The organism is Bifidobacterium margollesii (assembly GCF_002860355.1).
In the GTDB taxonomy this organism is placed as follows: domain Bacteria; phylum Actinomycetota; class Actinomycetes; order Actinomycetales; family Bifidobacteriaceae; genus Galliscardovia; species Galliscardovia margollesii.
The window spans coordinates 47,172-65,952 of sequence record NZ_NMWU01000019.1 but is presented as its reverse complement, the minus strand read 5'-3'; the positions used below and the strand labels follow the sequence as shown (position 1 = coordinate 65,952).

At 56.5% G+C, this 18,781-nt stretch carries 17 protein-coding genes; 5 read left to right on the top strand and 12 right to left on the bottom strand.

Annotation, left to right across the window (positions count from 1 at the left end):
• Positions 1–172 precede the first annotated feature (172 nt).
• Positions 173–1,741 carry an IS3 family transposase gene (locus tag Uis1B_RS05750; protein WP_101616408.1) on the top strand — a complete coding sequence of 523 codons (1,569 nt, stop codon included), beginning with the start codon at positions 173–175 and terminating at the stop codon, positions 1,739–1,741.
• Between the two features lie 682 nt (positions 1,742–2,423).
• Here Uis1B_RS05750 and Uis1B_RS12450 read toward each other — a convergent pair.
• The 10 genes from Uis1B_RS12450 to Uis1B_RS05710 all read right to left on the bottom strand — a co-directional run bounded on the left by Uis1B_RS12450 (position 2,424) and on the right by Uis1B_RS05710 (position 12,863).
• Complete coding sequence (locus Uis1B_RS12450) at positions 2,424–2,558, bottom strand: hypothetical protein (protein ID WP_257798101.1); 135 nt, start codon at positions 2,556–2,558, stop codon at positions 2,424–2,426.
• Complete coding sequence (gene lanKC / locus Uis1B_RS11865; RefSeq protein WP_133124851.1) at positions 2,539–5,091, bottom strand: class III lanthionine synthetase LanKC; 2,553 nt, start codon at positions 5,089–5,091, stop codon at positions 2,539–2,541. The genes Uis1B_RS12450 and lanKC overlap by 20 nt, the downstream gene beginning before the upstream one ends.
• Positions 5,092–5,462: 371 nt before the next feature.
• Positions 5,463–7,235 (bottom strand): ABC transporter ATP-binding protein, encoded by a 1,773-nt coding sequence (locus Uis1B_RS05740; RefSeq protein WP_043164784.1) that lies wholly within the window; start codon positions 7,233–7,235, stop codon positions 5,463–5,465.
• On the bottom strand, positions 7,232–7,660 hold the full coding sequence (locus tag Uis1B_RS12535) for a lasso peptide biosynthesis B2 protein (RefSeq protein WP_081886553.1): 429 nt from the start codon (positions 7,658–7,660) through the stop codon (positions 7,232–7,234). The genes Uis1B_RS05740 and Uis1B_RS12535 overlap by 4 nt, the downstream gene beginning before the upstream one ends.
• Positions 7,657–7,929, bottom strand: coding sequence for a PqqD family protein (locus Uis1B_RS05730; RefSeq protein ID WP_043164786.1), 273 nt, complete (start codon positions 7,927–7,929; stop codon positions 7,657–7,659). The genes Uis1B_RS12535 and Uis1B_RS05730 overlap by 4 nt, the downstream gene beginning before the upstream one ends.
• Positions 7,916–9,505: an asparagine synthase-related protein gene (locus tag Uis1B_RS05725; RefSeq protein WP_101616402.1), complete on the bottom strand. Its 1,590-nt coding sequence runs from the start codon at positions 9,503–9,505 to the stop codon at positions 7,916–7,918. The genes Uis1B_RS05730 and Uis1B_RS05725 overlap by 14 nt, the downstream gene beginning before the upstream one ends.
• A 54-nt stretch (positions 9,506–9,559) precedes the next feature.
• Entirely contained in the window at positions 9,560–9,688 is a 129-nt protein-coding gene (locus Uis1B_RS11780) for a lasso RiPP family leader peptide-containing protein (RefSeq protein ID WP_106426817.1), read from the bottom strand.
• A 170-nt stretch (positions 9,689–9,858) separates the two neighbouring features.
• Complete coding sequence (locus tag Uis1B_RS05720) at positions 9,859–10,542, bottom strand: ATP-binding cassette domain-containing protein (RefSeq protein ID WP_240540846.1); 684 nt, start codon at positions 10,540–10,542, stop codon at positions 9,859–9,861.
• Positions 10,543–10,786: 244 nt separating this feature from the next.
• Positions 10,787–11,494 carry a response regulator transcription factor gene (locus Uis1B_RS05715; protein WP_101616400.1) on the bottom strand — a complete coding sequence of 236 codons (708 nt, stop codon included), beginning with the start codon at positions 11,492–11,494 and terminating at the stop codon, positions 10,787–10,789.
• A gap of 16 nt (positions 11,495–11,510) precedes the next feature.
• Positions 11,511–12,863 carry a sensor histidine kinase gene (locus Uis1B_RS05710; protein ID WP_243390271.1) on the bottom strand — a complete coding sequence of 451 codons (1,353 nt, stop codon included), beginning with the start codon at positions 12,861–12,863 and terminating at the stop codon, positions 11,511–11,513.
• 491 nt (positions 12,864–13,354) lie between these two features.
• On the opposite strand from Uis1B_RS05710, the gene Uis1B_RS05705 reads away from it, so the two are divergent.
• The gene (locus Uis1B_RS05705) at positions 13,355–13,969 is read left to right on the top strand and encodes a DUF4192 family protein (protein ID WP_133125354.1); all 615 of its coding nucleotides are present in this window, start codon (positions 13,355–13,357) and stop codon (positions 13,967–13,969) included.
• 88 nt (positions 13,970–14,057) lie between these two features.
• Positions 14,058–15,617, top strand: coding sequence for a ParB/RepB/Spo0J family partition protein (locus tag Uis1B_RS05700; RefSeq protein WP_101616394.1), 1,560 nt, complete (start codon positions 14,058–14,060; stop codon positions 15,615–15,617).
• A 115-nt stretch (positions 15,618–15,732) separates the two neighbouring features.
• On the opposite strand, the gene Uis1B_RS05695 is transcribed toward Uis1B_RS05700, so the two are convergent.
• Both Uis1B_RS05695 and Uis1B_RS05690 read right to left on the bottom strand, forming a co-directional pair.
• Positions 15,733–16,065 (bottom strand): hypothetical protein, encoded by a 333-nt coding sequence (locus Uis1B_RS05695; protein WP_043164796.1) that lies wholly within the window; start codon positions 16,063–16,065, stop codon positions 15,733–15,735.
• A gap of 28 nt (positions 16,066–16,093) precedes the next feature.
• Positions 16,094–16,600 carry a hypothetical protein gene (locus tag Uis1B_RS05690; RefSeq protein WP_052119034.1) on the bottom strand — a complete coding sequence of 169 codons (507 nt, stop codon included), beginning with the start codon at positions 16,598–16,600 and terminating at the stop codon, positions 16,094–16,096.
• A 289-nt stretch (positions 16,601–16,889) separates the two neighbouring features.
• Between Uis1B_RS05690 and Uis1B_RS05685 the strand changes: the two genes are divergently transcribed.
• Together Uis1B_RS05685 and Uis1B_RS05680 are read left to right on the top strand one after the other, a co-directional pair.
• Positions 16,890–17,294 carry a MobC family plasmid mobilization relaxosome protein gene (locus Uis1B_RS05685; RefSeq protein ID WP_043164798.1) on the top strand — a complete coding sequence of 135 codons (405 nt, stop codon included), beginning with the start codon at positions 16,890–16,892 and terminating at the stop codon, positions 17,292–17,294.
• On the top strand, positions 17,285–18,736 hold the full coding sequence (locus Uis1B_RS05680; RefSeq protein WP_044088992.1) for a relaxase/mobilization nuclease domain-containing protein: 1,452 nt from the start codon (positions 17,285–17,287) through the stop codon (positions 18,734–18,736). The genes Uis1B_RS05685 and Uis1B_RS05680 overlap by 10 nt, the downstream gene beginning before the upstream one ends.
• Positions 18,737–18,781: the final 45 nt, after the last annotated feature.

Genomic DNA, 18,781 nt, shown 5'->3' with positions numbered 1-18,781 from the left:
GAAGTCCGGCACGTCCATGATCTCGCCGGCCTTCGCGTTCGTTCCGATCACGTCGCCTTCGCGAGCCTCGCCGTCCATCAGGTTGGTGGCCGAATAGTGGTTCTTGTAGAACAGCGTCTGCCACTGCGAGGCGGTGCCGTTTTCTTGGACTGGGGGTTCCGGGAGGCGGGCCATGGTGAAGTATACGAGGGAGCAGCGGCGGCGTGCGGTGGAGTTGTATGTCCGGTATGAGTGCTGTGCGGCGGATGTGATCCGGGAGTTGGGGTATCCCAGCCGGGAGGCGTTGCGTATGTGGCATCGGGACTGGCTCGAGGAGCAGGAGACCGGGGTGCCGTCGAGGCGTGGGGAGCGGTATGCGCGCTACACGTTGGAACAGAGGCGGGCCGCGGTGGATCATTACCTGACGCACGGGCGGCGAGCGAGCCGTACGATACGCCAATTGGGGTATCCGAGCAAGGAGGTGCTGGCCTCGTGGATCGACGAGCTCGCGCCCGGCGAACGCCGCGTCAGACGGGGCCCGGTGCCGGAGGAGTCGAAGCGCGAGGCGGTGCTCAGAGTCGCGTCCGGCGAGATGACGTCACGCGAGGCGGCCGAGGGATTGGGCGTGGATTCCTCGGTCGTGCGAAACTGGAAGCGGCGGTTGCTCGACGGGACGAAAGGGGTTCTGACGGTGAAGGACGACCGCGACGGCGCGGGCCATGCGGCGCCGACGGATCCGGAGGCGTTGCGCGGCGAGATCGACGAGCTGCGCGCCGGCTTGGAGCGTCTGCGCGCCGAATACCGGGACGCGGAGATCCGGCTGGCGATCATGCGCAAGTCCGCGGAGCTGGTGGGAAAAGAGCCGGGCGCAGACCCGGACAACCTGACCAACCGGGAAAAGGCGACGCTGATCAAGGCCGTCAGTGAGGAGTGCGGCATCCGGGCCGAGGAACTGCTGGCGCGGGTCGGCATCGCGCGCAGCACATACTACTACCAGCTGAAGGCCATGAACCGGCCCGACAAGGACCAGGGTCTGCTCGCATTGGTGCGCGAGGCGTTCGAGAACAGCCGGCGCCGCTACGGGTACAAGCGCATCCACCAGGAACTGCGCAGCGCGGGCATCGTCGTCTCCGCGAAGCGCGTCATGCGGCTGATGACCCGCCATGGCATGGTGCCGGTGTTCAAGAGCGCGAAGCGCTACAGCTCCTACAAGGGAGAGATCGGCCGGGCGCCGGGGAATCTCGTCAACCGTGACTTCCACGCCGCGAATCCGAACGAGCTGTGGGTCACCGACATCACCGAGTTCTCGATCCCCGCGGGCAAGGTGTACCTGTCGCCGGTGATCGACTGCTACGACGGCATGCCGGTCGCCTGGACGATCGGCACCAGCCCCAACGCCGCGCTGGCCAACGGGATGCTCGAGGACGCGTGCGCCACACTCCGACCCGGTCAGACGCCCGTCATCCACTCGGACCGGGGCTGCCACTACCGGTGGCCCGAATGGATCCGCATCTGCAAGGACCATGGGCTGACGAGGTCGATGAGTGCGAAGGGCTGCAGTCCGGACAACGCGGCAGCCGAGGGGTTCTTCGGCCGGCTCAAGCAGGAGTTCTTCCACAAGCGCAGCTTCCAAGGCGTCACGATCGACGACTTCATCGGCATGCTGGACGAGTACATGGTCTGGTACCGGGACAAGCGCATCAAACTCGAATACGGGATGAGCATCATGGACAAGCGCATCGAGCTCGGGCTCGTCGCCTGAACACATGTGATATCGTTCTGAACGACCATTCAGACAACGAAGTCCAAGAAAACGTCACCACCCCCCCGTGCGTCATTCTTATAACAATAACCGCATCATTACTGCAAACGAAAGATAATATATCATATTCACTATTTGTGCCGTATACTTCAATGATGCCACACTTGTTTGCCATCATTAGTTTATACGGGCGATTTGATTTGCTTTTATTAATCCAATAGATAGAATGGTATGTCGTTCTTATCTGAGGTACAACATTGTTGCACCTCAGAAGAATATTGGCGGATTGCTTTTTCAATTCATATAATGAAATAGTGTAAAAATCAGTTTTTGGCATCTGCGTTAATAATGCCGCTATTGTCTTCTCTGAATTAATGTAAAAACCAGATATTCTTCCAATCGGTTTTTGACATAAATGAATATATTGCGACGGATCATCCTTGAAATGAATTACTAGTTCATTATTAATTTGCATTAATTCGAGCGATTGATTACTGGAATAATGAAAATTATTTGTATCCTCTATTAAATGTTCACAAAGTTGTTGCGCCTTGCTGCGATACTTGTCAGAGAATTCTTCATACAATTTGATGGGTTGATTGAGTGTTGTACACTTCATAGTTACTCCATTGCAAAAGTGTCTGGCATCAATTTTGCGAATTGGTGCCAGACACTTGTCTTGTCAGCAGTTGCTGTAGGTCAAGGTACTCGGCAGGCCCGGGCAGGGGCCATTGAAGCTAAACGTGCTGATACGTGCTGCATCATCCGTTTCGCCGTCAGCAGTCAAGATTTGAAAATCAAGAACGTTGTTTCCCATTGTGCACCTCCTTTCTAATATCTAAGGAATCGTTCCATGACAGGAACGGTATGCCTGACCATTTCCCCTGGAGTGCGGCAAGAGATCCGAGGACTCCGGCGGATCCGGTCAGAAAATCACACGACAGTTTTAGTCCTTGATTTCCTCGGACATAAAAACCGCCTTTACTTGGAATGATAAATAGTCGAAGAGAATCGCAATATGAGTTAATTACCTGATATTCCAGCTTGCTTTTATCGTCCTTTGCATTCAGAAAAGTCAAAAAGCCTGACATACCATATGCGTATGTTCCCTGTGCACACTGATAGTAGGTGCATGCGCGAACTAGGGACTCATACTCTTTGTCCAAGAGACATTCTCCGGTCGCTTTTCGCAAGGCATATAAAGCGATTGCAATACCGCATGACCCGGTTCCCAGATATGGCAGAGTTCTCCACTTTTCATCGTATTCCATGGTCATATTTTGGGTCAAAACACATTTTTTAATATCGTTTTGTATTGCATGTAGTGCATAATCCACATATTTTTCATCTCGATCAACCGTTCTATAGATTTCGGCCCACAATAAGGCCGCGCCAGACCAGCCATATAATAATCCAGCGGATTCACATTCGACATCGTTGGTAAGCATGTTCTGCAACTTTGATGAGGCTAAAAATAGTTCATCATATGATTTATTCGACCCGATACTTAGGTCATTTAGGCCGACGCCAGCCCATCCGGACCAATAAGTAGGATTAATGGGGTTTGCCACGGGCAAAGAATGTGCTTCTCGAGCGAGTTCATCAAATCCCGCCATGCGTAAGCCATACTCCAAACCATCTTTGCCGGCGAATCCTCGGTTTTTAACGCCCGAAAGATGATTTAAAATCCATTGAGATGCTTTTTGAACCGATGCGGAATCTATTGGATCACCTGCCAAAGCTAACGTCGACAAAGCACCCGCAACGCCATAAGGGTATCCCACCGAGGCTTGTACAGCATTAGGGCCAAATAGTTCTATATCACCGGGTAGAGCAACTGTAGCGCCTTCATCAAAATGAAGGTGTGCCTTTATTCCCCGAGCTAGTCCATGTATTAAATCTTCAATAGAAGCGAGATTGACAGCTCGCTGATCCAAGGATAGCTGAGTATTTTTAGATGTCTTTTGAATTATAGATTCGATGGAGTCTTCGTTAATATCGAGATGACTCTGCGCGTGTCTAGCGATTCGTATAATGCTTCCTTCATTGCCCTGATCTGTAATGGTGGCTTGAGGAAGAAGCATATCTAACTCCAGCAACCCTAATGAACAAAAATCTGCGTCGGTGCCGGTAAACCCTGTCAGAGGACCATATCCTGGTGCTATTTGTTTAATTCGCCATCCTTTATCCATTTTGTGCGCGAATTCAAAATCAATAAATATAGGATTAACTCCGTTTTCCATAATGATATTTTTAGGGTGAATATCACCAAGAAGCCATCCGTGTCGATGAAAGAGCGACATTGCTTTATCAAGCTGTGAAACGGTATGATCAACCCATTGCCCAAAGGCAGCATTATCTAGTTTCCAAGGAGCTGGCTTTAGTATGGGAGTTCTAAGCATGCATTCATACTTAAGGTTGTTTCCTGGTATTTTCTCCATCACGAGATAAAGGTTTTCCCATGCTCTAAACATTCCGAATACCTGAGGCACAAAGCCCGTATCTTGTAATTCGGATAAGACATGTTCTTCGTGCTTCAAACGATATACAGCATCATGGCCGTCGGAATCAAGCGCCGTATATGGTCGCGCCTCCTTTAGTACAACGATAGTTCCTTTTGAAACGTATTCATCCGTCAACGCCTCTGCGGTATACACACCTCCACCGCATGAAAAATGCATAGCTGATTTCATCTCGAATGGGAATGGTATAGATTGAGATTCTATGGATTCGTGTAGAAATTCCGGTATTTTCACCCAATCCGGCACGATAAAGGTAGGACGACGTACATCTTCTTCCTCGACTCCGTCGGGCCTTTTCAATACACTTATATATTTTGTCTTATCCTTAGGCGGGATAAAAGCGCCGAAGCGATAGAATATAGGCCCGTTCCTCCAACGTCTATCCGAAAGGATATAGGGTCCTGACTCATTCCCAATAATGTCGTCTAACCCATTGAGAGTAGAATGAAACTCCAATTCGTTTACTGGATATATTGTAATATATTTTCCGGCAGCAGCCCTATCGGTATATTTACTGTTTTGATCAAAAAAATCAGCTTTTGTTGATAGATATTTAAATGCGACTTTTTTTGAAAAACAATAATTTGATACTTCTCTTAATATCTTTTCATAATTCCAAAGAGTTGCCGAGATGTGAATCTTCCATCCCTGTTCCGGAATTTTAACATTACTAGGACGACAATTTGTCCATGGGGTACCTTTATATATCTTCCAATTATTTGGAAAGTGAATTTCATCATCAAGTCTTGGCGAAGATTGACGATCTGGTGGCTCATAGAAGGAACTGTTGGACTGACAGAATGGGATATATTTTAGGTCGATGGGCACGATTCTGTCTCTTTCCTTATTAATGGCTTATGACATTTTTATTACATCACCTATTCGCGTGCCGCGCGACCCGTTGTGGGTTATCTGTTATCTCCAGATGACAAGAGATAAGAGTCGATATAGATTTCCGTCCAGTCGTCGGCCTTGTCATCATATGATGATATATACATTTTTTGTATAGTTTATGTCTGTATTTGTTATAGAGTTAGTCAGAGTGTTGCTTATTTGACCTAGCGGAACATAGTGTATTTTGTGTAGATGTCCAATCGGTTGTAATCGGTGAAAAGTGATATATATGCAGCATATATAAAATAACTATATTTTATAGTTAGATGAGGAATTATTGTAATAAATCGCCAAATTTCTTTTAGCTATGAGATATATTGTTCCGTTGCGAGATTGCGATAAAATGGTGCCGTTTTAAAAAGTTGTTTATGGGTTCCCGATCCGATAATCCGCCCTTGATTAAGTACATATATAAGATCGGAGTCAATTATCGTGGCGAGTCGATGCGCAACGATAATAAAAGTGCGGCCTTCTACCTGAGTCAATAGCTGAGTGATAAGGCGTTCGTTATCGGCGTCCAGGTTTGCGGTGGCTTCGTCGAGCAGGATGATTTTTGCCGTGGAAAGAAGGGCGCGGGCTATGGCGAGTCTTTGGCGTTCTCCGCCTGATAGCATGATTCCGTTTTCCCCTATCTGCATATCAAGACCTTTGTCGGATCGATCTAGCAGATGGGAGAGATTCACGGATTCCAATACCCGTCGGCATTCATCATCGCTACAATCGTTTGATCCGAGAAGTAGGTTCTCTCGTATGCTACCGGACAGTGCCGGTGAATCCTGTTCCACGTATGCGATGTGGCTGCGTAAATCGTCTCGATCACAGGTTGTTATGTCCTTACCGAGTACATTGATATTTCCGCTGGAAGGATCATAGAAACGTTCGATAAGTTGCAGGATCGTGCTTTTCCCTGCCCCTGAGGGCCCGACAAGTGCCGTGACACTTCCTTGGGATATGGAGAGATTCAGGTCACGCAGAATTGGTTTGGATCCATAGGAGAAGTAGACGTGTTGGAATTCCACCGCTGGCGGACGGGGCCCGCTGTGTGCCAGCGGCATATGTTCATTGATTGTTGCGACGACGGTGTCAGAGTCCTTTTCTTCGGGAATATCCAATATTTCCCGTATACGGTTCATTGCGGCCATTGAATTGCCGATTTGTGAGCCTGCGTAAATGATCTGGCTGAGCGGTGAGATGCTGATGAACAGCAACATGATGAACTGAGTAAGTTTCTCTACGGATAGCAGCCCTGTGGTTACGCGCCATAATCCCAGACCGAACACAATGATAGCTGCGAGTTGCAGGGCTATCGTGGCCAGTGGATTGACGATCGACTGGATTTTGGCAATCTTGAGTCCGGACAGGCGGACGCGGTTGATCAAGGCGGCAATAACCTTATTCTCGTTCTCGAAGCCGTTTGAAGCGCGTATGGTGCGGATGCCGGCGAGATCACGATTGAGCGTGGAGGTAAGGTCGCCGAGCGTGTATTGGCTGTCATAGCTTGCTCGTTCGATGAATTTAGCGGACAGCAGCATGAGCGTGAATACCGTAAGGAGCAAGGTGATCGCTGTGCCGAATAGGATCGGGTCAAGCATTGCCATAAACGCAGCGGAACCGATGACGGTGATGAAACCTGATGCAAGGGCTGATGTGCACTGCATGAATGCATTACGCAGTTGTGAGGTGTCGTTGCCGACACGGCTGAGCAGGTCGCCGGAGTCACGTTGATCGTATTCGCGTATGGGCAGACGTAGCAGGTGTTTGCTTAGTGCGAGACGAGCATCCCTTACGATATCCTCCCCTGTGCTCTGCAATTGGTAGTTCTGTAGGGCTGATATAGCTCCTGAAGCGGTGACGAGTAACAGCATTCCGGCAATGACGGGCCACTGGGGAACCTGGAATACACCATTCTGGAAGAAGTTGGTCATGTACTTAGGCACGAGCAGCGTCATAACGGCTCCTATGGCTCCAAGACATAGGATGAGTGCCAGCCGTCCTCGGTATTTTCGGAGAGGAGAAATCAGATTGTACATGGAGGCATGTTTCATGTGCATGGTGTCGTCCGGGTCGTTGGCGGTCATTGCGTATCTTTCCGTTCGGAACTGGTTCTGGTGATGGTGTACCGTCTGACGGCATCAGGTTCGCCGATGGGTATGCCGTTGGCTTCGACCCAGGCGTGTGCGCGAAAGGGACGATCGGTGAACCCGGTGCACCATGTGACGGATCGGCGAGATATGCGGCATGCCGCCGCCGTGGAGAGCGACCGAAGCAGACAACCCTGCTGGCTGCGGCATCTGCGGCTTACCGAACATACGGCGTTGCGGTAACGCTTCGCCATGTCGGCATCGGCTGGCGGATACCGTTCGGACCACGTTTCAAGCCGGCGGCAGAACTTTCCGATTCGTTGTCGTTCCATCCGTCTTCCGATAATGATGGCAATCAGCGCCACCAGGCGGTCGTGAAAGTTGACGCGTGTGGTTGCTTCCGGCTGTAGAGGGATACTCATAGGCGCACGTGCTTCCCTATATCGGCGAGGAATCGTTCCGTATCCCGGACGATGATTTGTCTGTCGGTCTGATATTCTTCGGCGATTGCGTTCATGCAATCCTCGACGGTTTTGCCGTGCATCAGACCGTCGAGGATGATTCGGCCTATTTCGTTGACCTGCAGGTATTCGCCGGTGTCGTTGACGAATACGATTGCCCCTCCCTCTTTGGGATATAGGGATATCTGGTCTTTCAGGCTGGTGTTCGCCATCGTGTTATCGGTTTGCATGTCTTAGCCACCTTTCCACTGCCGCGACTCGTTGCATTTCAAACAGAAACGTGATGTCAGGCATCGGCATGGAAGCTCGACGCCGTACGGCTGGTATATCGATCAGTCCTTCTTCGTCCAGCACTCCGCCGGCGATTGAGTCGAGCAGCGTGTCTTTCGAGCGTTGCCATGCCAGATACAGTGAATATGAGTGATCGCCTTTGACGGGACGCCGGAATATCGTTTCGGGGACTATACCCTTGAGCGCCCGGTACAATACGGCTTTGTGTAGATTTCCCTCGGTGCGTGCACTGATTGGGGCGCATAGCGCATAGCCCACGATTCCACGGTCCAGGTAGGGGGAGCGGAACGTTATGTCGTCGGAGGCGAACGTCCGATTAACCTGATTGAGCATTCGTGCCTGCATTGACAGAGAGTAGAGCGCCTGATGACGGCTTCGGTCGGGGCTTAATGGCCGAATGTCGGCGTGTTTCAATTGTGATTCAATGGCGCCATATAGGGTATCCCTGGCTTTCGCGGTCAGGAATTCGGGAATGCGTATGGCATCGTGCCATCCACAAGGCGAGGAGCGATGGCCATGATCTTGTTCCGCGTCCAGGAGCGATGACCGTAATTCCTCATGCAGATCGGTGCTGTCGGTCAGATCGAGAATTGCCTGATAGGGTGGGACCCGGTAATCGGCGCTGTATTGTCTTCGAATGTCCCGTAGCCGCAGCGGGTGTTCCCGCAGACAACTCCATGATGAGGATGGCATGGATGCGAACAGCTCGTCTCCTCCGAAACCCGTGACATGGATACGGCTTGTGTCTGCTTCCATTTCGGAGATTCGGCTGAGATAGCCTTCGATATCGCTCCAGAAGACCGGTTCTTCAGGTATCTCTCTGTTGGGATATTCGGCTGTGGATTCGAATGATCTGTTTCCATCCACGACTCGGCCGATTTTGATGAGTGGCATCCGAACGTCCTCGGAGATTCGCTCGGCCCATCGGGAATCCTGATTCATTGGATCGTCGGGTGTTTCATGATACAGGGGCATACGAACCCCCTCACTGGCGAAGATGTATGCGATGGCGGCGGAATCCACTCCTCCGGACACATCGGCGGATAGTGGTGCCTCATTGCGCCACTCATCCGCGATCGTCAGGAAACGGCTCCTTAGCGATGCCAGAATTACGTCGTTTGAAACATGTTTTATGGGTGAAGGTTCCGCTCTCGTATATCGCGGCCTATTGGATTTGTCGAGGTGCAGTGTGGTTGCGGCGGGTACGGAATGTATGTTCCTCCATGGGGATTTGTCCCCTCGCAGGCTGTCAGGGAGCGAAGGCAGCAGATCCATGATGATGCGTTCCAGGTCAAGATCGGCGTTCGTGATGCTTGCAAGCCGGAAGGCGCTGTCCGACAGGAGCACTTCATCTTCGGAGACGGTCCAGAACATGCGATCGCCACTCAACAGAGGAACCTGGACGCATGTTCCCTCGTCATTGATGCTGATGGAGGCGGGAAGCTTCGAACGGTCCGTCGGCTTCCCGCCGCGGAGAATCACGGTACGGTTTGGGTTCTTATGCGTAAACGGCATCACGTTTCCCTATCCTGATACAGCTAGGGATCATCAATATATGCAGGGTTTCGGTCAGTTCGATCCCCAAGGGAACGGGGCCTTGGCTCCGCCAACATCGACATAGTTGCCGAACCATACGCCATTGGTTGCTTCCTTGAATGATGCGATGACCTCAACGACAGGAGGCACATAATCCTTCATCTTCGTTCTCCTCATGTTCTGTATATGGAACCGGATTGCATGCCGGTGCATGCCATTCCAGTTAACCTGATTTGGATGGTACATCCAAGAATGTGTTTGGTGTTTGTCATCTTCGGATGACAAACACCAAACACATGGACCTATGGGAGCGGGTGATCCGCCGGCGTTTTTCAGTCTTCCTTCCAGAGCTGGCCGCGGGAACCCTCTTTTACCACGGTGCCTTTATCCAGTACCACAACATCATCGGTAATCGGCTTCAGTCTGCCGTCCGGTTCGGATGCGATGAGCACCGCAACGCCACGATTCGCCTGCTTCCGTATCTGCTCGCAGATCCAATTCGTGCCCGATTGATCAAGTGCCTGGAGCGGTTCGTCTACGATCAGGGCTTTGGGGTTGGGAAGCAGAGCTATAGCGAATCGCATTTTGAGGACATCGATCGGGGTGAGATCGCGGAGCTTGACGGTGAGAAGATTCTGCAGTTCGGTCATGTGAACGATGCCGTCAAGAACCGGATTAGGTGTTCTGGCCCAGAGCGCTTTCCAACGAAGATAGGTTCCGGCCGAGTAATACGGGGACAGTGAAATAGCTTCGGGCATTGCATTCACAACGTTTTTGGGTATACGGGATGTGCCATAGGGTTTGCCACAGGTGTATATGCATCCGGAATCCGGGATATCCAGTCCCAACAGCATCCGGAGAACAGTTGTTTTGCCGGCGTCATGTGGCCCCATCAGAACGGTGACTCGACCTGCATAGGCGGCAAATGAGATCCCATGCAATTCGCGACCGGCATGATTGAATGAGACGCTCTCAAACGCGATGATGGGTGAAGCCGAATCGGGCAGCTGGCACATCGTTTTCCTTTCTTCGATTGACCCGAGCCGCAATAATCGAAGTCCCCCCCCCTAACGGTTTTTGGATACTGCCCTATCTTAGGGGATGGCAAAAGTGACGTGATATATGCTAGGTTTGTTCCGTTCGCTTGAGCGACGGATATAGACAGTTAACCAGTTCGCTCTATTTCTCAATAAAAGGATTGTGGTGTTTGTCATCTTCAGATGACAAACACCACAATCCTTGAGATGAATATCGTGATCTTTATGCTGGTTTGCCGCCTGTTATTTGGTCCAACCCCGATTGATACCAGGCTATGGCGATTTGGACTCGGTCTCGCATATGCATTCTGGCCAATATGCGGCTTACCGTGCGTCGTACCGATGTCGTTTCGATGAATAGGCGCTCCGCGATTTCCTGATTGGACAAGCCTGCCGCCACGAGTTCCGCGACTTCATGTTCCCGCTTGGAAAGTCCGTCGAATAGGCTCCGTAGCAGCTTGATACGGGTGTTGTCCGATATGGGGCGAACCCCGCGATTGAGCACTTCACCGGTGATTCTCGGTGTCAATACTGCATCTCCGTTATGCACGGCGTGTACGGCGTCACGTAGCTGTTTGGGGGTTGCGTCCTTGAGCAGGAATCCGGATGCCCCTCGCGCCAATCCGTCGAAGGCGTAATCGTCCTCATCATATGTGGTCAGGATCAATATTTGGATTTGGGGGAATTGCTCCTTGATGATGCCCGTCGCCTCTATGCCGTCCATGACGGGCATGCGCACGTCCATCAGAATCACGTCAGGCAGTTGCTGCGGTGATTGCCGTAGGAATTCGATTGCTTGGGCGCCATCCGCGGCCTGTGAGCTGACGATGATGTTCGGATCGTTGTTCAGCATCATCATGAAGCCGGTTCGCGCCCCTCGCATGTCATCGACCAGCATGACCTTGATGATGTCGTCTCTTGCATCCTTCATGGTTCTTCCGTTTCTTTCAGGGGATTAGTGCCTTGACCGTCCAGCCATTGCCGTATGGCCCATAGGACAGGGTGCCGCCCATTTTCGCAAGGCGTTGGGAGAGTCGTTGCAGTCCGGTTCCACCTGTCGGCTTCCTGTTTTGACCGGATGCCTCGCCGGTGGTGTCGTGTCCGGAGACGTGTCCATCGTTGCGGATCGTGATTGCTGTTCCGCCATCACGGTAATGATTCCAGGAGACGGCAATGCGGGTCAGTCCCGCGCCGTGCCGAAGGGCATTGGTCAGTGCCTCGCGAGTGACGGCGAAGCATAAATCCGAACGGCGGGGATCCTCGACGCGTCTTCCTGTTTCGGTGAACACGACGATGATTCCGGTTGAGCGTATGTGTTCCAGTACTGGTCTGATATCGTCCCAATCCCGTAAACGCAGGATGTCATCCTGATTCACTGGTTCAAGACCGATCTGTTCCAAAGACGGCTGCGATTCTTCTTCATTGAAGACCTTTAAGATGCGGCGCGTATCGCCCAGACTGTCCTTCGCAATCGATGTGATCTCCGCTAAGACATCGGCCAGTTGCGAGTCGGAATAGCCGCCGTTCCTTATGCAGTCCTCGCCTCCCTGCGATAACGCGATGATCGAGGTCAATCCATGGCCGACACTGTCATGCAACTCGTTGGCCATGCGAAGGCGCCGTTCCGTACGATTCCTCTCCTCCGCCAGTATTGCGGTCTTTCGCCGTGCTTCAGACAGCAGTCTATTCGCCGTTCGCCGGTCCCGCGCTATGGACAACAGTGAGGATGCGATGCCGGCCAAAGCGACGGAATACAGTAACGCCAAATACTGAGGCTGTAGATAGGAGGGATAGATGCATTGCATTGCGATCATGCAGATCATGGCCAGACCGCACATGGCCTGAGCATACAGGGGAAGCCGAATGCACAGATAAAGCACCAGGATAAGCGCGACCTGCGTGTATGAGTGCAGGCCAACGCCGAACAGGACGCCCAGAGAGAGCTCAATGAATTCCAAGGCCAGCAACGCCACGGGGCTTCTGGACCTTAACGTCACGTTTGTGGCTCCTAAAACCAGCAGTATGAGGAAGTACCATATTCCCGCTCCTTCGTTGAGGAACCGGATAAACGAATATCCTGTGCCGATTGCCATCCGCTCTTTCACATAATCGCGGATCAGCACGCCCATCGTGCCAACGATGCAGATCAGAGTCGTCGTGAAACGAAGCAGGCGTTCCCCTTTGAGCTGACGAAGCCATAGGATCAATCGATCCCGTGGGGTGACGGCCAGCGTTTGTCCCCCATCTGATGACTTACCCCGGCGTGAGCCCATAATGAGGCGGTTCCTCGCAACCTGCACCTTACGCCTTCTTCGTTGTCCGAAAATACAGCTTTCCCATTATCTACGATTCGAGGCTCGCATGTCCATGACTTGGCTCCTGTTTGACATCTATGAATGACAATAACTTACGCGGACTTCCCGCTCCGCTTGCGGAGAGAATGCTCCAGGCGGGGCCGTTCGACATACTCTCCGCAATCGGCGCGGGGACGCGGCCCCGGGCCATGCGCTACGCGCATGACCGTGCTGTCTGGCCGCTCGCACGCTCGCGGCGGTGGGCCGCGCGGAATCTGACGAGGGGTTTGCGGCCACCACCAGCATGCCATGCGCTCCGTCTGCGTTCCCTGCGCCGTGTCCCGCGCCGCTCCCGTGCCTGCGCTGCGACGGCGAACCAGCATGCCGTCTTCGCTACGGCCCGGATCGTCGCGGTCCACGCCTCCGGTCTCTCCGCCTACGCGCATGGCAGGCGGGTGGTGTCCGAAATGGAAACCACACGGAAAGGACCGATGGACATGAACGACATGGTGGATACCCGCACGGCGGGAACCGGACTGGCGAAACGCGTACGCGACGGGTTCCTTCAGGACCGGCGTGAACTTGGCCCGGCGCAAGCGGCCGACAAGTGGTTCGCGCCCCTGATGGACAGGTGGAACGGCCTGCTGTCGCGCGACGAGGGCGGTTTCTCCCATGAGGAGCGCGTCACGCTGGCGGTGTTGATGACCGAGTGCCTGAGCATGCGGGACGCGCTGATACTCGCATCGCTGCGCGAAATGGGCGGCGGCGAACTGCACATGCTGTACGCCCAGCCGCATTCGATGGAATCGGCGGCCGTGGTCATGCGCGAACTGTCACGGGCGTTCAAGGACGCCGACTACCAGCCGGACACGCGACGCGGGGAACGCGCGACGGCGTTGCTGGAATCAGTGACGGCCGACGCCCCGGACGGATACGAGGCGCAGCCGATGGCGTCGTGCGCGTACCTGCTGTGGATGGCCGACCGTTCGACCGCCGCCGCGGTGCGCGCGCTCAAGGCCTTGGCCTTGGACGACGACTGTTCGCTGGCATCCCTCGTGCTCGCGGCCAGCGAACACGGCATCCGCCCCGCATGGACGGAACGCCGCCACTGAGCGTCGGACGCGGATTCAATCCGGTCGGGGCTTCCGACGTCGGAAACCCCGACCAATCCCAATCATCCGTTTTTTCAAGGAGACAATCATGGAAACCGCAATCATCGAACGTCCCGTAATGACCGACGAAGGCATGGACGAATCGAACATCGTCATGCTGGACGTGGGGCTCATCGACCCGAACCCCGCGAACCCGCGCCGTGACGTAGGCGACGTGTCGGAACTCGCGGATTCGATACGCGCGCAGGGCATCCGGCAGAACCTGCTCGTCACTCCCACGCCGCGGGGACGCTACCTGCTCGTCATCGGGCATCGTCGCCTCGCCGCCGCCAAACTCGCCGGATTGAGCCGGGTGCCCGCCGTGGTGGCCGATTTGTCGGAACGGGAGCAACGCGAGCTCATGCTCGTGGAGAACAGCCAGCGCGCCGACCTGACCGTCATCGAGGAGGCCGACGGCTATCAGGGGCTTCTCGATTTGGGCGTGGGCGTGGACGAGGCGGCGCAACGTACCGGCCGTTCCGTGTCATTGGTGCGCCGACGCCTGAAGATAGCCGCCATCGGCGAGAACGCGCGAAGCAAGGCCGGAACCGCCCAGCTGAGCATCGACGACTGGGAGACCATCGCCGACTTCGACCGGTATCCGGACCTTCAGGAACGGCTCGCCGAGGCGGCGGGCGGCAAGAACTGGAACATGGCCGTCAAGCACGCCCGGCAGGAGCGGACATGGCGCGAATGGCTCGACACGGCGAGAGCCGAATTGGAACGCATGGGCATCGACGCGGCCGACGAACAGCCGAACACGGACGGCTGGTATGACTCGCCGAAGGGATTGCGACGCACCACGATGCTGACCACGGGCGACATCGCCAAGGCCATCGACGCATGGCGCGACTCCCATGACGGTGCCACGCCCGTCGTGGGGGTGCGGGCCGAAGGCGCGTCATGGGCGCGCGGCATCGTCCTGTACGAGACCGTGGACGAGGAGGCGGAGACCGCGGCCCGCGAGGCGCGGGAGGCGCGTTGGCGAGAGGAACGGGAACGCGAGGAACGCGAGACGGCACCGGCCAAGGAGTTCGCGCGGGCAAGCCGTGATTTGCGCATCGCGTTCGTGACGCATCTCATGGAACTGAAATCCCAGCCGAAAGGCATCGGCAGGGCCGTCGCCCTGCTGTCCGCGAGATTCGTGCTCGATGCGCTCACCGAGGGATTCGACCGATGGGACAGTCACGCCGAAGACGTCTGGGGGCAAATCACCGGCATCGACACGACGGGCGACGACGCCGATGCCGAGGAGCCGGAGAGCGAGGCCGAAGACCCGTTACGCGCGTCCGTCACCGCGATGATTGCCGGCGACCCGCAACGGGCCGCGTTCGGACTGCTCTACGCGTTGGCCGAAGAACGCGTCAGCTGGGAAACGTGGCGCGGCGCGGCGACCATCGCGGAACACGCCGCGCCACTGTACGAGGCTTTGGAAACGCTCGGCTACCGCACCTCGGACACGGAGACCGAAGCCCTCAACGGCTCCCTCGCGCCAATCGATGACGACGACAATGGCGGGGATGCCGGCATAGGGCAGGACGGCGAACCGGACGACGACGGGACGTCGCAGACCGACGACGCATCCGGCGAACCGGAAGACGCCGAATAGACGACGGACTGGGCGGAACCGGAATACGGGTTCCGCCCAGTCCGGGCGCGGACGGCGAAACGTGACGGCGCATGCGCGCCCGCACCTGCCGGAGCCAAGCGGCGGCGGGTGACGCTCAGCCGTGGCGGGCGGAGCGTCGTCGGAGCCGCGCGTCGCACCAATCCATGAGCATGCTCGCAAGCACGGCCGTGAGGAACGCGGCGACGATTAACGTGAAAGAGCCGTCCAATGCCGGAGCGTCCGAGCCGGCGAGGAAATGCATGAGCAGGAACGCCAGCATGAGCAATCCCGACAGCATGGCGAACGCCGTGAACACGGAATTCGCGAGGAACACCACGAGCCGCAACGGGTGCGCGAGCAGGGCAAGGCACGAGGCCACGCCCCGCATCAGCGTGCGTATCACGCCCGTCGCCAGCGACAGGCCAAGCATCACCAGCAGCATCGGCATCGCCGTCACCTCCCGTATGTCGCCAATGTCATCCAGCGTAGCCGCCAGGACGCGGGAAACCGAATCGCAACCCCTCCGGGTCCAATCCAATCGAACCGGACGTGTCAGCATCCATGGCATCAGCCGCATTCTCCGTTGCGGCGTTGTCCTTCGTCAGGGCAGTCTCCGGCGCATCGGCGGCGGATGCCGGTCGGCCGCCGGATTCGACGGCCGAATCCGCGCCATCATGGATTTCGCCATGGCTATCGGCGGGATTGGCATGTCCGTAGTCGGGCGTGACGGCATGGAACGCCATGCCCGTCTCCCTCGGCTCCATCCTGAGCGTGCGCACAAGCTGGGCGCGCGGCATGTGATGGTCGTCGCAGAACGACTGGGCGGCGTCGCGGAATCGTTCCGCGGCCCAGCGCATGTCGTCCAGCAGGATGCCCAAACGCGACAGTTCGCCGCGTTTGCGCCGAAGCGCCTCCAACTCGGCATCCAATGCGTTGTCGGCGATGGCGCGCATCGCCCGGTTGCGTTCCCTCGGCTTCGCCATGACGGTCTCCTCACGGTGATTGTTCTTCGTTGCCCCGCATCGTAGAACGACGCCGGCCATGATGCCGGCGGACACGAAAACGGAACCGGCACCGGCATGCGAAACGTGACATGGAGTCCGCCGCGCATGGCGTGGCACGAAGGTGAAACTGACCGGTGCCGCAACCATCCCTCCCCGGAGGGGCGGTTGGTGTGCAGCAAGCATCGCCGGTGTACGTACACCGGCGCGGCCCCGCGAAGCTCGGGGCCGATCGCGGGACACCCGTGGAACCCGATATGAGGAGGCGCCGATGGGCTGGAAAGGCAACCGTTCCAGGACGATCCGCAAGACGGTCACGTTCAGCGAGGAGGAATGGCGGTGGGTGGCGGACTCGCTCAAAGTGGAGAACCGTCAGCGTATCCAAGCCGGGCTCAGGCCCGTGGGATGGATGGCGTTCGCCCGCAACCGGATCAGATGCGCCCACCGCGTCAACATCACCGTGCCCGCGAACCTGCATGACGTGAGCGCCCAACTGGCGAGGATCGGCAACAACGTCAACCAGATCGCCCGTCACGCGAACACCACGCGGGAGACGGACCTGGCCATGCTCTCGCGCGTGTTCGACGAGCTGCGCCAGGCGGAACGACTGGTCGCGGGCCTGAGCATCCGGGTGGAGACCGACGTCGACCCCAAAGGGGTGCCCGAATGGCTGTAGTCAAGATCGGCAAGATCAAAAGCACGCTCGCCCGCAGCATCGCCTACGTGACGAACCCGGCCAAGACCGACGGCTACCGGTGGGCCTCGACCACCGTCGGCGATGACATCACGGACGCCGAGTCCATCGCCCGCGGCTTCGAACGTGCGTTGGACGCCACGAAAGGCGGCTCACGCCGACGGGGCGCCGTGTTGGCGCTGCACGTGATCCAATCGTTCGATCCCACCGACCAGGTCACGCCCCGATTGGCGCATCTGATCGGGGAACGGTTCGTCCGGGAGATCACCGGAGGCACGCACGACTACGTGATCGCCACCCACACCGACAGGTCCCACATGCACAACCACATCCTCATCTGCCCGGCAGACCGGATTACGGGCAAGGCCCTGCGTCTGCGGAAAGGGACTTTGGGCGAATGGCGGAAGATCAGCGACCGGCTGTGCCGCGAATACGGGCTGCACATCCTCATGCCGGAACAGTCCGGGCGCGTGGCCCCGTCGATCGGGGAACTCCACCTGAGCGCCAGAGGCGGCAACCTCAAGGACCGGCTGCGCACCAGCATCGACACGGCCTGCATGAACGCCCATGACTTCGCGGGATTCCGCCGCGAACTCGCGACGCTCGGCGTCAACGCGACCGTTCGCGGCGGACGCATCACCTACACGTCATGCGGGCAGACCCGCGGAATCCGAGACCGGCGACTGGGCGTGGCGTACAACATGCTCGCCGTCATGGGCAAGATCCACCGGCGCACGCTCAGCGAGATCATCTTCCATGAGGCCATGATCACCCGTCGGACGGATACGGCGGTGACCGTGCGGGTGCCCGGCACGCACGGACGCCTGCACCTGGCAATACCGTGCGACCGGCTCGTGCGCGACGGAAGGATCTGGCACGCCTACCTGTCCGACGACGTCAGACAGGTGCTCACCGACGGGAACGGCGGCTATGTGCGGTCAACGGACTGCGAGAGCCTGTACGCATGGTTCGCACGGCCCGCGCTGCGACTTGAGGACTACTGTCGGCAACGGTTCGACGGCCGGGACATGACCGGCGTGAACGGGCGCGCGCTGCGTCAGGCGATCGCCTGCGACCGGCTCGCCGACAGCCTGCGCGAGCTCAATGTGCTCGCCCAAGTCATTGATGAGGGCGACGGCCGATTGGCGACGCTCGGCCGACTCACCGACTCCGTCGAACGCAACGCGAAGCACATGCGCGCCCTGATCGCGCTCATCGCCGACAACCACGATCAGGGAGCCGACGCCACGGGACTGGAAGCCCAGCTCGCCATCGAGGAGCAGGAGACCCGCAACCTGGCTTCCGACGCCCTCGCCCTGCGCCGGCTCATCGCCCGCACCGCGCCAGCCTCCGAACGCTCCGACGGCGCACGGCGCGCGCAACGCCGCGATGACGGGCATCGTGTCCGCCGCAGGAACCGGTGAGCCGGCGGAAGCTGGAACGCAACGAACCACGACGGATGACGGGAG

Excerpts from the sequence above, each read along its gene's own strand:
- Uis1B_RS05750 (WP_101616408.1), top strand. The coding sequence starts at position 173 with ATGGTGAAGTATACGAGGGAGCAGCGGCGGCGTGCGGTGGAGTTGTAT.
- Uis1B_RS12450 (WP_257798101.1), bottom strand. The coding sequence starts at position 2,558 with ATGGGAAACAACGTTCTTGATTTTCAAATCTTGACTGCTGACGGCGAA.
- Uis1B_RS05740 (WP_043164784.1), bottom strand. The coding sequence starts at position 7,235 with ATGACCGCCAACGACCCGGACGACACCATGCACATGAAACATGCCTCC.
- Uis1B_RS12535 (WP_081886553.1), bottom strand. The coding sequence starts at position 7,660 with ATGAGTATCCCTCTACAGCCGGAAGCAACCACACGCGTCAACTTTCAC.
- Uis1B_RS05730 (WP_043164786.1), bottom strand. The coding sequence starts at position 7,929 with ATGCAAACCGATAACACGATGGCGAACACCAGCCTGAAAGACCAGATA.
- Uis1B_RS05725 (WP_101616402.1), bottom strand. The coding sequence starts at position 9,505 with ATGCCGTTTACGCATAAGAACCCAAACCGTACCGTGATTCTCCGCGGC.
- Uis1B_RS11780 (WP_106426817.1), bottom strand. The coding sequence starts at position 9,688 with ATGAAGGATTATGTGCCTCCTGTCGTTGAGGTCATCGCATCATTCAAG.
- Uis1B_RS05720 (WP_240540846.1), bottom strand. The coding sequence starts at position 10,542 with ATGTGCCAGCTGCCCGATTCGGCTTCACCCATCATCGCGTTTGAGAGC.
- Uis1B_RS05715 (WP_101616400.1), bottom strand. The coding sequence starts at position 11,494 with ATGAAGGATGCAAGAGACGACATCATCAAGGTCATGCTGGTCGATGAC.
- Uis1B_RS05705 (WP_133125354.1), top strand. The coding sequence starts at position 13,355 with ATGAACGACATGGTGGATACCCGCACGGCGGGAACCGGACTGGCGAAA.
- Uis1B_RS05700 (WP_101616394.1), top strand. The coding sequence starts at position 14,058 with ATGGAAACCGCAATCATCGAACGTCCCGTAATGACCGACGAAGGCATG.
- Uis1B_RS05695 (WP_043164796.1), bottom strand. The coding sequence starts at position 16,065 with ATGCCGATGCTGCTGGTGATGCTTGGCCTGTCGCTGGCGACGGGCGTG.
- Uis1B_RS05690 (WP_052119034.1), bottom strand. The coding sequence starts at position 16,600 with ATGGCGAAGCCGAGGGAACGCAACCGGGCGATGCGCGCCATCGCCGAC.
- Uis1B_RS05685 (WP_043164798.1), top strand. The coding sequence starts at position 16,890 with ATGGGCTGGAAAGGCAACCGTTCCAGGACGATCCGCAAGACGGTCACG.
- Uis1B_RS05680 (WP_044088992.1), top strand. The coding sequence starts at position 17,285 with ATGGCTGTAGTCAAGATCGGCAAGATCAAAAGCACGCTCGCCCGCAGC.